The following is a 13478-nucleotide window of genomic DNA, read 5'->3' as shown; positions in this document are numbered from 1 at the left end:
AGGTATATTTAAAAAGAAAATGATAAACCAATTCCTGTACTTATTCCTAATTCCGGATGATATAAAGCAGCTACATCAATAATAAAATGATATAAATTATATCCCACACCCAAAGAAGGTAAAACCGGATCGCTTCTAATTCCGGCACGAACAAAAAATGCATCAAAAACAGTATATTCAATACCAGCATTACATATTACAGTATGTTCATTATTAGTACCTATGCTTCCGGCTATCAACATATTATTAATAACCTTCCATTGAAAACCTATCTGTATTAAATAGAATGTAAAGTCCTTTATTTCAGTTGTATTATTTTTAATAGATACAGAAGGTAAATTGGTTATCAACATACCTACTAACAAATTATCAACCGGATGAAATGTACTTCCGATATCGGTTGAAAGGCGTGAAATATTTTCTTCACATAATTCTGTTTGTAATATAGCATATTGAACAGATATCCCTAAAGACCATTTATCTCCTAAAAGTTTACTGCCGGACAAACGAAACATGCTTTCCCTATAAGCATCGTAACCAAAAGAAAAGATATCAACACCTATTGGTAATATAGGGTTAGGACATTGGAAACTTCCGTTTACTGTTTGTAATTCTTTTAAAGAATAACGATTAAAATAATTGATTTGTAACTTTCTGTTACTTTGGAGAGCTATTAAAGAAGGATTTAATAATGATGATTGGGTTACTTCATTTCCTCCCATTCCCATACTACGTATATCAGATAAACGTAAGTTATTAACAGCACCGACATGGGTACAAAAGATTACTAGACATAACAGGCAAAATGCAATTAATTTCATAGGTAAGGTATTGTTTCTATTATAAATACAAAAATACCATTTTATATTTATCCGGCAATTCTTACTGAACTTATTAGTCAAATAGTGTAAAACCAGTACAACAAACCAGTAAATCAACTACTTTTGTGATGTATGGTAAGAATCATATTATATATATTCCTGTTATTTTTGGTTTGTTGTATAAAGATAAATGCACAACAGACGTTTAAAATGAACACTCTTCCGGAAAATTACTACAAAGCTTATGTAGACGGAAAAGATACAATAGCTGTTATTAATTTGAGAGAAGTATATGTTTTTCCGAAGGTAAAATTCAAAAATAAACGAGAAGAACAAAAATATAATAAATTGGTACGTGATGTAAAACGTACGTTACCTTACGCTAAAATGGTTTATGAAACACTTATAGAAACATACGAATATATGGAAACATTGCCTAATGAAAAGGCACGACAAGCTCATTTGAAGCTGATGGAAAAAGATTTATTTAAACAATATAAACCGGAACTAAAAAAACTATCTTTTTCCCAAGGAAAATTACTTATTAAATTGATTGACAGAGAATGCAATCAATCCAGCTATAACTTGCTAAAGGCATACCTGGGAAGCTTTCGCGCCGGATTCTGGAACATCTTTGCCGGAATGTTTGGAGCCAGTCTTAAATCCGAATATGATCCAAAAGGAAAAGACGCCCTTACCGAGCGTATAGTTATTATGGTTGAAAACGGATTAATCTGACAATTGTTTAAAAAAATCCCAAATAATTATACCGGTAGTAACAGATACATTCAATGAATGTTTTGTCCCGTACTGCGGTATTTCAATACATATATCACATTTATCAACAACATTCTGTTGAACTCCTTTCACTTCGTTTCCCATTATTACAGCATACTTTTTTTCTTTATCTAATAAGAGATTATCCAGCATAATACTTCCTTCGGCCTGCTCTATCGCACATATGGTATAACCTTTTTGTTTAAGGTTATCAACAGCCTCCGGAGTATCTTTAAAATATTTCCATTCTACACTATCTTCGGCACCTAAAGCTGTTTTATGAATTTCTGCATGCGGAGGACATGCTGTAATACCACAAAGATAAACAGCTTCTACTCTGAAAGCATCGGAGGTACGAAACACAGAACCTACATTATTTAAACTTCTTATATGATCTAAAACTACTACCATAGGTATTTTTTTACTCTCTTTAAAAGCTTCCGGAGTAAGACGATTCAATTCTGTTACTTTCAGTTTACGCATTTTTATTATCTTTACTATTACAATTACAAAGGTAGCTATTTCCTAATGAACAAAGTGTAAATATGCCGTTGAAAAGGTATTGATAAATGGTGGATACAAAATGAAAAAAAGTTCTTGCTTTATTCGGATTCTTCTATATACACAATCGTTTTCTTTATGTACAAAAGAAATATCATACTATTTATTATATACTTTCAACATCCATTATACACATGTAAACAAGGAAAAAAAATTATTATTTTATTCACATTCCAATAATCAACAAAAAAGTTACATAAGCTTTAACTAAAAGAAAAACAGAATATAAAGTATATTTTACATTGTTAGTATCTTCTTAATAAGTAGTTCATATATATTGATAACTCTATAGACAATATTTTCGACTAAAATATATCAACCGTTTCAACAGTATATCATATATATCATAATTAAATTTTTAATTTAAAGATAATAAGAATATAATATATGATTGTGGATAACTCATAGAAAACTTCCTTTATCTGTTTTTTATACACTCGGATGAAAGTGGCATTCATTTCGGAAATGAAAACTAATCTATTCTGAAAAAAATGAATGATAAAAGTTTTTTATAAGACTGTTTTATGTATTTTTTATATCAGATTGTAAGGAAAGTTTTAACTTTGCGCATTGTCAACAATCTGTTGATAATAGTATAAAGTAAAGAATATCAAAGTATATTATATTAATAACTTTGTTTATATCCTGTAAATAACCTGTTATTACATAAAGCTATGTCAACAAATCAATCAATCGGATATATGAATGCACCTGTTCCGAAAGACATCAATTTAAAGGAAGAAATAGATAAATTGCGTAAAGAAAAGAATGCAATTATATTGGCTCATTATTACCAGACTGGTGATATACAGGATATTGCAGACTTTGTAGGCGATAGTCTTGCTTTGGCTCAATGGGCTGCTAAAACGAAAGCAGATATTATAGTTCTTTGCGGTGTTCATTTTATGGGTGAAACAGCAAAGATTCTTTGTCCGGATAAGAAAGTATTGGTTCCGGATCTGAATGCAGGTTGTTCATTGGCCGACAGCTGTCCGGCTTCTGCTTTCGAAGAATTTGTAAAACAGCATCCCGGTGCTACTGTTATTTCGTATGTAAATACTACGGCTGCTGTGAAAGCTGTTACAGATGTGGTGGTAACTTCAACCAACGCCCGTCAGATTGTCGAAAGCTTTCCGGAAGATACCAAGATTATATTCGGACCCGATCGTAACCTGGGAAACTATATAAATAGCGTTACAGGACGCAATATGTTGTTGTGGGACGGTGCTTGCCATGTGCATGAACAGTTTTCTCTGGAAAAGATACTCGAATTAAAGAAACAATATCCCGATGCAGAAATTATAACACATCCCGAATGCAAACAACCCATTATTCAGGTGTCAGACTTCGTAGGATCGACTGCAGCATTATTGAAGCATACTATTAAGTCCGAGAAGAAACAATTCATTGTAGCGACTGAAAGTGGTGTTATTCATGAAATGCGTAAGCAAAGTCCGCTTAAAGAATTTATTCCTGCTCCTCCGAATGATAGTACCTGTGCTTGTAACGAATGTAATTTTATGCGTTTGAATACAATGGAAAAGTTATACAACTGTCTTAAGTTTGAACTGCCTGAGATATTTGTAGACGAAGAAGTTCAGAAGAAAGCTATAAAACCGATCAGGAGAATGTTGGAAATTTCTGAAAAGCTGGGTTTATAATATATGCTTTTTAATTCGGTTGAGTTTTCAATTTATCTTCCTGTTGTATTTCTGCTCTACTGGTTTGTGTTCAACAGGAAGGTAAAATTACAGAATCTGTTTATTGTAGTTGTCAGCTACCTGTTTTATGGCTGGTGGGATTGGCATTTTCTGATACTTATAGTTATTACTTCTTTTTGCAGTTGGTTAAGTGGTGTCTGTATAGATAAATTGCGAAATGGAACATCGGCAGATACACCGGAAATCAGAAAGAAATGCAAATGGGTAGTAGGAGGAAACGTTGCCCTGAATCTGGGAATACTTATATTCTTCAAATACTTTAATTTCTTTGTTGAAAGCTTTATTACTTCCTTTTCTCTGTTGGGAATAAATTTAGAATCTCCACTTTTATATATTATTTTACCCGTAGGAATCAGTTTTTACACGTTTCAGGCTTTAAGTTATACAATTGATGTATATAGAAAGAAACTTGAACCTACGTATGATATGGTTGCTTTTTTTGCATTTGTAAGTTTCTTTCCCCAATTGGTGGCAGGACCTATTGAAAGAGCTACCAATTTGTTGGTGCAATTCTATAAACCACGTAATTTTACATATCCGGACGCAGTGAATGGTATGCGTCAGATACTTTGGGGATTCTTTAAGAAGATTGTAATAGCAGATAACTGTGCTATTGTAGTAAATGATGTATTTGGTAATTATACTAACTATTCTGCAAGTACATTGCTATTGGGTGCTATTTTCTTTTCTTTTCAGATTTATGGTGATTTCTCAGGATATTCCGACATTGCAATAGGTACAGCCAGGTTATTTGGTATTACATTGAAACAGAATTTTAATTATCCCTATTTTTCACGGAATATAATTGATTTTTGGCGTAGATGGCATATATCTCTAAATACGTGGTTTATCGATTATGTGTATATTCCACTCGGAGGAAGTTGGGAAGGAATGTATAAACATATACGAAATATATTTATTATATTTTTTCTGAGTGGACTTTGGCATGGAGCTAATTGGACATTCATTATCTGGGGAATATACCATGCATTGCTTTTTATACCTTTATTACTTTTGTCAAGAAAAAATAATAATAAACAAACCGGTTTTGCGAAACCGGTTATTTCTATGTTCATAACTTTCCTTTTTGTAACGGTTGGCTGGATCATATTCAGAGCAAATACATTACCTATGGCGTGGAATTACATATCAGGCTTGTTCTCTGATTCATTGTTTACAATTCCCAAAGTGAGCGGGGCAAATAATGTAACGGCTATTATTTCTCTTTTCTTTATTTTTATTTTATTGACGGTTGAATGGATAAACAGAAATAAACCTTTTGGTCTGGATTTATGTAATGTGCCTAACCTGTTTGTAAGATATTCTTTTTATAGTTTGATAATTGCTTCTATCTATTTTTTCGGGGCTGATGCTTCCAATTTTATTTATTTTCAATTTTAGATATGGTTATGAGTCTGTCTGCACAACAAATACGTCATATAATATCGTTTATTTTGTTTTTGCTGGCTTTTATGATATTGTTGAATATGGTAACGCCAGTTTTGTTCAGAGCTTTGCCTAACGACTATATGCGTACAAAACTGATTATACAAACATTGAAAGATACTTCCGAAGTAGCTGAAGTGATTATATTGGGCAACAGCAGAGGTATGAACGGAGTAAACGGATATATGCTTGAGAAAGAGTTAAGCGATCATCCCAAAGTATATAATCTTACTTCCACCGGACAGCAGTTGAGTGAAAGTGCATTGTATTATACAATGATTCCGACAGAAGTAAAAACAGTTATTCAATGCATAGATATAGATTTATTATCCAAACCAATAGATATTAAAACATCAAACAGTGTGGCTCTACACATGTATAGATATGAAATGGATAATAAAACTGAAGAAATAGTACCATTGAAGAAAACCTTGGATAAACCGTTTTTCATTTATAATTACGAAGCCCGCAATTGTCTGTTCGCTGGTTTGTCTTATTTTCTTCGTAAAATGCTTGATGATGATGATCCGGATGTTTTTGCACTTGACTTACGTTATCCCAGTTCACATAAGTCGCTTCGGAACGATATTATCTACAAGCAGGAAATAGAGGAAAAAAATAAAAATAACATGTTCGCTTTGTATACGATATTACCTGAATGGAAAAAATTGATAGATACTTCATATACCTACTTTAAACAAAGAAATATTCGTTACTGCTTATTGATTATGCCTTATAATCCGGACATAATTTCTTCCACAAACGAAGAAAAAGAATATGCCCTGAGCCTGTTTAAAAAACAATTTAATGATATATTTCTTATAGATTGTTTTAATTTGTTGCAACCCGAAGATTTTTATGATGCCATCCATCCAAACAACAACGGAGCAGAAAAGATAACGGATGTGGTTATCAAATCGTTCTGATATTATTTGATAACCGCAATTTTGGTAACTACACTTTCTGCCCCTTTATCGGTAGATACAAGCACAAGGTATATTCCGGTGGCAACACGGCGGCCTGATTTATTTTTACAGTTCCACGTAGTTTGTCCACCTATAGATTTGGTTTGGTAAAGAATGTTTCCGTTTATATCGGTAATTTTTACATTCGAGTTATCCATTAATCCGGTTATTGTAACCTTTTCATCAAAATCAGGTCTTACCGGATTTGGGTAAACATATACGTCCGAATAATCTTCTTTTCCTTTCGTAGCTTCTCCTTTATAGGAAATAAGTCCTTTGTCGGTACCTATGAATACTTCTCCGTTATCATCATTTATTCCGATAGAATAAATGATGTCTGAAAGGAGAGGACTGTTGCTCGTATTGAAATAGTGATCAATCTGCTGGTTGTCGGAAGATAATACGTAAACACCTTTACCTTCTGTTCCTATCCATTTTCGGTTTCCACCGTCTATAGTGATAGCAGTAACTTTTATATTATCCAAAAAATAATAAGCATCACCATCTTCATTCAATAACTTTATACGGGTACAACGAACAGTAGAAGCAGCAGCCTTATCCGGATTACTTATATAAACAACACCTTTGCCTGTTCCTATCCAGACCTGGTTGGTTTTATCTTCAGCCATACAATGATAGCTACTTGGATTAAAATTATTTCCATCCTGGTCTGTAAAAGAAGTATATTCCATGTAGGTATCATCCGAACTGTCCATCGTTCCGTTTGTATCCAGAACAACGATCTTTGGTTTTACTCTTGGAATGTTGAACCATTTTTTATCTGTAGAAGTTATCAACGTATTGTTCAATGTATATTGGTTATAGAGTGGAGAACAAGGAATGCTATACCATTTTCCGTCTGGAGCTAATACCTTGACAGGAAAGTTAGCTTCCGAATTATTCATCCATATATTACCGTACTTGTCGAAAGCAGCTCCGTCTATATTCATATAACTGCTACTGGAAGGAACACGAATGGCACTTTCTAAAGTGCTGTTTGCGGTGTAATACTTATAATAATCGGAACCTTTGAATTGAGCAGCGCCATAGTTATATGCTGTTAGAAATATGTTTTCCGGATCTTTCGGATCGATAGCTATGCTTGTAAAGTTCAGCATAGCTGTTTTAGGCGTTAAAGTTGTCCATTTAGTATAATCGTATACCATTATTTCTGCCCTATAATTCAACGGATTTCCGCTTGAAGATTTTCCGCCAGGCAAAACATACAGTTTTGAATTATTATACAAAAGTTTATATGGACTATCAAATCTGGGACCATCTAAAACAATAGGATCTCCGTTTATTGCATAAGTTCCCGTATTGCTTTTTACTATATACTTTAATCCTTCGGTACCGGTTGCTATCCAATACGAATCTGTTTTATCAGCCGGTGATATATCTTTTATAGCAACATTATTTATTTGATCGTAAGTAGTTGAACCGGAAAATAGATATAGTTTATTTGAGCAAATGCAAGCTAATTTATTATCCATTTGCTTAACATAAATAAGCGTAGATTCAGCCAACAAAGGAGTAATCGTACCGTTATTGTCATAATAAACTCCTTTATTTTTTATGAAGAAACACATTTTGTTATCAAAATAAAATAAAGAATTTACCTCATTGCCAGTAAAAAAAGAGGAGTTGATAAAATACTTTTTCCAGTTATTCTTGTCTAATAAATTATCATTTAAGGAAGCTTGAAATAGTCCGCTGGTGGTAGATATGTATATAATGTCGTTATTGATAAGACAAGAGGTTGTAATTAGTGAAAGGTTATATGTATCGGTTATTTCTTTCTTTTCCATATTGACAACAAGAACTCCAAAGTTTGTTGCTAAATAAGCGTACTCATTATATATGAATACAGAGTTGATGTCTTTATTGGTTATTGTTGTATTATTATAAAGATAGGGTAAATTGGTCACCACATTGTTATCTATAATATCTATATTCCAATTATTGTAAATTATAAGCAGTGATTTTGTCTTCGTATTATATTTTACGAATGATATTTGTGTATCATTCAAGCCGGTAAGCTTGTTATATTCTTTTATACTATTGTCTTCTTTCATATAAGAAAACAAGGCTCCCTTGGGTTTTACATCTGTTTCTTTTTCTTTATTGGATAAAGCACCTTCGGCAATGACATATACTTTATCGGATGCTTTTTCTACAATACGTGTATTATAATAGGAAGCATATATATTCCATTTGCTAACGGATGTGTTGTCGGCAAAAGTTATGTCCGATGCAATAATTAAAAGTAGTAAAATAATATATCTGAAGTTCATATATGAATTATAATATACTGTTTGACAAAAATATACTTAATTTCTTAACAGCTTCGGCACGATGACTGATTGTATTTTTGATATCGTTACCCATTTCAGCAAAAGATTGTGTATAGTTTTCAGGAACAAATATAGGATCGTATCCGAAACCGTTTATACCTTTCTTTTCGGTAGATATGGAACCTTTTATCTCGCCTTCAAAGAGATATTCTTTTCCATTTAAAATAAGTGCTATAACTGTACGAAAACGGGCTTTTCGGTTTGTTTTGTTACTCATTTCGTATAATAGTTTTTTCATATTAGCTTCTGCATCATGTTCTGATCCGGCATACCGGGCAGAATATACGCCGGGAGCATTATTTAATGCTTCTACTTCCAATCCGGTATCGTCGGCAAAACAATCATGGCCATATTTTTCTTTAATATAACGGGCTTTTTGTAAGGCATTACCTTCTAATGTATCAGCTGTTTCAGGGATATCATCATGGCAATTAATATCAGCCAGACTAACTATTTCTATATTGTTATCCGTTATTTTGCGGACTTCTTCTAACTTATGTAAATTGTTGGTTGCAAAAACTAGTTTCATATATTTACAGATATAAATAAAAAAGCACTTCCATGTAGCAATATAACGTATGGAAGTGCCTTAAATTGTTTAAGATATTTGTTTTATGTTTTTATCTGATCAAATCCTTCACCGTATACTCCTCTTACTATACTTTGCGAAATGAATGCCTGATGATCTATTTCTTTCACTAACCTGAATATCGAAACAGATTCAGACTTTTTGGCTAACAAGACGACTACTTTGACGGGTTTTTTGGAATAACCTCCAACACCATCTAAAATAGTACATCCACGACCTAAATCATGAATAATGCGATCGGCTATTTCATCATATTTTTGTGAGAATATAAGAAATTGTACAGATTGCCGGTTACCATTTAAAACAAGATCGAGTATGTAATTACTTACAAACATTTCGACAAAACCAAATACAATTTTTTCTATGTCATGGAATAATAAATAAGATGAACTGATGATAATAAAGTCGCAAAACAATAAAGCACGTCCGATAGAAATATTCTTGTATTTATTGACAATTGCCCCTATTATATCCGTACCTCCTGTACTCCCGTTAGCTGAAAATACAAGTCCTAATCCTGAACCGCATAGAAATGCACCAATGATAATAGACATAAACGGTTGGTTATGCAACAGAGGGTTGCCTGCTAATAACCATTCAAAAAAGGACAATGAAGCGGATAGGGAAAATACTCCGAATATGGTTTTTACAAGGAATTTGAATCCCAGTATTTTTAAGGCGGCGATCAATAATACAATATTGATAACAAAGTATGAAGCTGATACAGGAATAAGTCCTTTTGTGGCAAAAAATATTAAAGCACAAATACCACTCACACCACCTGTTACGATTTCATTGGAAAGAATGAAAGCGTTGAAGCCGAAACCATATAATAGAGTTCCGACTATAATCATCAGGTAGTCCTGTACCGAATAGTATATTTTATTAAAATTCTTTATATTCATCAAATTACAATATTAACGATCTTTCCCGGAACTACAATTACCTTTTTGGGAGTTTTACCTTCCATCCATTTTGAAGAACTTTCATGATTCAAAGCAGCTTTTTCTACTTCTTCACGAGGCATATCTGCCGGAAGTTCCATACTGAAACGTGCTTTTCCATTAAATGAAATAACATAGGTAACAGAATTTTCTTTCAGATATTCTTCTTTATGTTCGGGCCATTGAGCATCACATATTGTTGTATTATGTCCTAATACATGCCATAATTCTTCCGAAATGTGAGGTGCAAACGGAGCAAGTAAGATAATAAGCGGTTCAAGAATAGCGCGTTTATTACATTTTAAACTGTTTAATTCATTTACACAAATCATAAACGCACTTATAGATGTGTTATAAGAGAAATGTTCAATATCAAATGTTACCTTTTTTATAAGTTTGTGCAATGACTTTAATTCTTCGGCTGTTGGCTCAGAATCAGTAACCTGCAAATTATCGGTATTTCCAAAGAACAGGAACCAAAGTTTTTTCAAGAAACGATGTACACCGTCTATACCGTTTGTATCCCAAGGTTTGGATTGTTCCAACGGACCCAGGAACATTTCATATAAACGTAAAGTATCGGCTCCATATTTATCTACAATCATATCCGGATTTACTACATTGAACATAGATTTTGACATCTTTTCAATAGCCCATCCGCAGATATATTTATCATTTTCAAGGATAAATTCTGCATTTTTGTATTCGGGATTCCAATTGCGAAAAGCTTCAATATCCAAAACGTCGTTACTTACGATATTTACATCTACATGAATCGGAGTAACTTCGTATTGATTTTTTAAATTCAGGGAAACAAATGTGTTCGTATCTTTAATACGATATACAAAGTTTGAGCGTCCCTGGATCATACCTTGATTGATTAGTTTATTAAATGGCTCTTCTTCGCAAATGAGTCCGAGATCAAATAAAAATTTGTTCCAAAAACGGCTATAAATTAAATGACCGGTGGCGTGTTCAGTACCACCGATATATAAATCTACATTACGCCAATACTCATCTACTTGTTTATCTACTAAAGCCTTATTGTTATGTGGATCCATATAACGCAAATAATACGCTGATGAACCGGCAAATCCAGGCATTGTACATAATTCGAGAGGGAAGATGGTTTTATTGTCTATTTTTGTAGTTTCTACAATTGCTTTGTTTGCACTGTCCCATGCCCATTTGGTAGCATGCCCTAATGGAGGTTCTCCTGTTTCGGTAGGTAAAAATTTACTTACTTCCGGTAATTGTAACGGAAGTACTTCTTCGGGCAACATTTGTGGCATTCCGTCGGCATCATAGTAAACAGGGAATGGTTCTCCCCAATAACGTTGGCGACTGAAAATAGCATCGCGCAGACGGAAGTTTACTTTTATACGTCCCAGATTATTTTCTTCTACAAACTTTTTTGTTGCAGCAATAGCTTCTTTCACGGTTAATCCGTTTAGCGATAAGCTGCAATATGGCCTTACGCTGGTTTTTGGTGAATTGCATACGATACCTTCTTTTGCATCAAAACTTTCTTCACTAACATCACATCCTTCAATTAACGGACGGATTTCGAGGCCGAAATGTTTAGCAAAAGCGTAGTCGCGGCTATCGTGAGCCGGGACGGCCATAATAGCACCTGTACCATAACCTGCCAGTACATAATCGCTGATCCAAACCGGAACGGCTTCACCTGTAAATGGATTGATAGCATAAGAACCGCTGAATACACCGGTTACCTGACGATCGGCAATGCGTTCGCGTTCGGTACGTTTCTTCGTACGATCCAGATATTCATCAACAGCTTTCTTCTGTTCCGGGGTAGTCATTTGTGCAACCAATTCGCTTTCGGGGGCTAATACCATGAAAGTAACACCAAACATCGTATCGGCACGGGTAGTAAAAATAGTAAATTCAAGATCGCTGTCTTTTACCTTGAAACGTACTTCTGTACCTTCACTGCGGCCTATCCAGTTACGTTGCGTATCTTTTAATGAATCTGTCCAGTCTATTGTATCTAATCCGTCTAATAAACGTTGCGCATAAGCTGATACGCGCAAACACCACTGACGCATTACTTTTTGTTCTACAGGATAACCACCGCGAATAGAAAGACCTTCGCTTACCTCATCGTTAGCTAATACTGTTCCTAACTTGGGACACCAGTTTACCATTGTATCACCCAGATAGGCAATACGATAATTCATTAATATTTCTTCTTTTTCTTTTTTGCTTTTAGCTTTCCATTCATCTGCTGTAAAACTTAGTTCTTCGCTACAGGCAACATTCATACCGTCGGTTCCCACAGCCTCAAAAGCTTCAATTAATTCAGAAATAGGCCGGGCTTGTTTTTCATCATTACAGTAATAACTGTTAAACATTTGAATAAATGCCCATTGTGTCCATTTATAATAACCCGGTTCGCAGGTGCGTACTTCACGATTCCAGTCATAACTAAAGCCTATTTTGTCCATTTGTTCACGATAACGGGCGATATTATTCTTTGTGGTTACTTCCGGATGTTGTCCTGTCTGGATAGCATATTGTTCCGCAGGTAATCCATAGGCATCATATCCCATGGGATGTAATACGTTGAAACCTTGTAATCTTTTAAAACGTGAATAAATATCAGAAGCAATATAACCGAGCGGATGACCTACATGTAACCCTGCACCGGAAGGGTAGGGGAACATANTGTCCATTTGTTCACGATAACGGGCGATATTATTCTTTGTGGTTACTTCCGGATGTTGTCCTGTCTGGATAGCATATTGTTCCGCAGGTAATCCATAGGCATCATATCCCATGGGATGTAATACGTTGAAACCTTGTAATCTTTTAAAACGTGAATAAATATCAGAAGCAATATAACCGAGCGGATGACCTACATGTAACCCTGCACCGGAAGGGTAGGGGAACATATCCAATACATAATAATGACCTTTAGGTTTATTATTATCATTTTCTTTGACTTTATAAACCTCGTTGGCAATCCAGTACTTGTGCCATTTCTTCTCGATTTCTCTGAAATTGTATTCCATAATATGTTATCGTTTATTTATCTTTTTCTGTTTGAGGCCACAAAGTTAGTTATTTTATTTATTTAATATAACTTATTTGCATACGTGATTTGTCGGGTTTTAATCGTATCCTATTTTACTGCCCCCGATAGCCCCGAAAAATTCATAACTATGGTTTTTATGAATCATAACTATGGTTTTAGAAAATCATAACTATGATTCGGAAAAGCGATACTATTAGAAATAAATCTGTAACTTCACCCTGTAAAAACATCCTGTAGCTTTT

The 13478-nt window shown here is 34.1% G+C and carries 10 protein-coding genes and 1 pseudogene; 4 read left to right on the top strand and 7 right to left on the bottom strand.

Translation table 11 applies throughout. The features are described from left to right. Positions 1–8: 8 nt before the first annotated feature. The gene (locus CTY47_RS10985; protein ID WP_099464786.1) at positions 9–821 is read right to left on the bottom strand and encodes a PorV/PorQ family protein; all 813 of its coding nucleotides are present in this window, start codon (positions 819–821) and stop codon (positions 9–11) included. Positions 822–953: 132 nt separating this feature from the next. Here CTY47_RS10985 and CTY47_RS10980 point away from each other — a divergent pair, with 132 nt between their 5' ends. Further along, positions 954–1559: a DUF4294 domain-containing protein gene (locus tag CTY47_RS10980; protein WP_099464785.1), complete on the top strand. Its 606-nt coding sequence runs from the start codon at positions 954–956 to the stop codon at positions 1557–1559. Here the strand turns inward: CTY47_RS10980 and CTY47_RS10975 are convergent. Beyond that, entirely contained in the window at positions 1551–2081 is a 531-nt protein-coding gene (locus CTY47_RS10975) for an RNA methyltransferase (protein ID WP_099464784.1), read from the bottom strand. The two genes, CTY47_RS10980 and CTY47_RS10975, sit on opposite strands and share 9 nt — an antisense overlap. A 752-nt stretch (positions 2082–2833) precedes the next feature. Between CTY47_RS10975 and nadA the strand changes: the two genes are divergently transcribed. The 3 genes from nadA (at position 2834) to CTY47_RS10960 (ending at position 6252) form a co-directional block, all read left to right on the top strand. Further along, positions 2834–3820, top strand: a complete 987-nt coding sequence (gene nadA, locus CTY47_RS10970; protein ID WP_099464783.1) for a quinolinate synthase NadA — start codon at positions 2834–2836, stop codon at positions 3818–3820. Positions 3821–3823: 3 nt separating this feature from the next. After that, the gene (locus CTY47_RS10965) at positions 3824–5281 is read left to right on the top strand and encodes an MBOAT family O-acyltransferase (protein WP_099464782.1); all 1458 of its coding nucleotides are present in this window, start codon (positions 3824–3826) and stop codon (positions 5279–5281) included. A gap of 86 nt (positions 5282–5367) precedes the next feature. Then, complete coding sequence (locus CTY47_RS10960; protein WP_233202154.1) at positions 5368–6252, top strand: hypothetical protein; 885 nt, start codon at positions 5368–5370, stop codon at positions 6250–6252. 2 nt (positions 6253–6254) lie between these two features. On the opposite strand, the gene porZ is transcribed toward CTY47_RS10960, so the two are convergent. The 5 genes and pseudogenes from porZ to CTY47_RS17675 all read right to left on the bottom strand — a co-directional run. Beyond that, positions 6255–8585 carry a type IX secretion system anionic LPS delivery protein PorZ gene (gene porZ, locus CTY47_RS10955; RefSeq protein ID WP_099464781.1) on the bottom strand — a complete coding sequence of 777 codons (2331 nt, stop codon included), beginning with the start codon at positions 8583–8585 and terminating at the stop codon, positions 6255–6257. Between the two features lie 7 nt (positions 8586–8592). Next, on the bottom strand, positions 8593–9174 hold the full coding sequence (locus CTY47_RS10950; RefSeq protein ID WP_099464780.1) for a non-canonical purine NTP diphosphatase: 582 nt from the start codon (positions 9172–9174) through the stop codon (positions 8593–8595). Positions 9175–9257: 83 nt separating this feature from the next. Continuing rightward, a complete protein-coding gene (locus tag CTY47_RS10945; RefSeq protein WP_099464779.1) occupies positions 9258–10139 on the bottom strand; it encodes a YitT family protein in 882 nt (293 codons plus the stop codon). Further along, complete coding sequence (gene leuS / locus CTY47_RS10940) at positions 10139–12874, bottom strand: leucine--tRNA ligase (protein WP_099464885.1); 2736 nt, start codon at positions 12872–12874, stop codon at positions 10139–10141. The genes CTY47_RS10945 and leuS overlap by 1 nt, the downstream gene beginning before the upstream one ends. Beyond that, positions 12869–13213: pseudogene (locus CTY47_RS17675) on the bottom strand (class I tRNA ligase family protein); the annotation flags it as partial. The pseudogene CTY47_RS17675 and the gene leuS, both read right to left, overlap by 6 nt. Positions 13214–13478: the final 265 nt, after the last annotated feature.

Origin of the sequence: Parabacteroides provencensis, from assembly GCF_900232875.1 — a bacterium.
Classification (GTDB): Bacteria; Bacteroidota; Bacteroidia; order Bacteroidales; family Tannerellaceae; genus Parabacteroides; species Parabacteroides chinchillae.
This window is presented reverse-complemented; position numbering and strand designations above follow the sequence as displayed.

Coding starts and splice junctions, on each gene's coding strand:
- CTY47_RS10975 (WP_099464784.1), bottom strand. CDS start 2,081: ATGCGTAAACTGAAAGTAACAGAATTGAATCGTCTTACTCCGGAAGCT.
- CTY47_RS10950 (WP_099464780.1), bottom strand. CDS start 9,174: ATGAAACTAGTTTTTGCAACCAACAATTTACATAAGTTAGAAGAAGTC.
- CTY47_RS10965 (WP_099464782.1), top strand. CDS start 3,824: ATGCTTTTTAATTCGGTTGAGTTTTCAATTTATCTTCCTGTTGTATTT.
- CTY47_RS10985 (WP_099464786.1), bottom strand. CDS start 821: ATGAAATTAATTGCATTTTGCCTGTTATGTCTAGTAATCTTTTGTACC.
- nadA (WP_099464783.1), top strand. CDS start 2,834: ATGTCAACAAATCAATCAATCGGATATATGAATGCACCTGTTCCGAAA.
- CTY47_RS10980 (WP_099464785.1), top strand. CDS start 954: ATGGTAAGAATCATATTATATATATTCCTGTTATTTTTGGTTTGTTGT.
- CTY47_RS10960 (WP_233202154.1), top strand. CDS start 5,368: ATGGTAACGCCAGTTTTGTTCAGAGCTTTGCCTAACGACTATATGCGT.
- CTY47_RS10945 (WP_099464779.1), bottom strand. CDS start 10,139: ATGAATATAAAGAATTTTAATAAAATATACTATTCGGTACAGGACTAC.
- porZ (WP_099464781.1), bottom strand. CDS start 8,585: ATGAACTTCAGATATATTATTTTACTACTTTTAATTATTGCATCGGAC.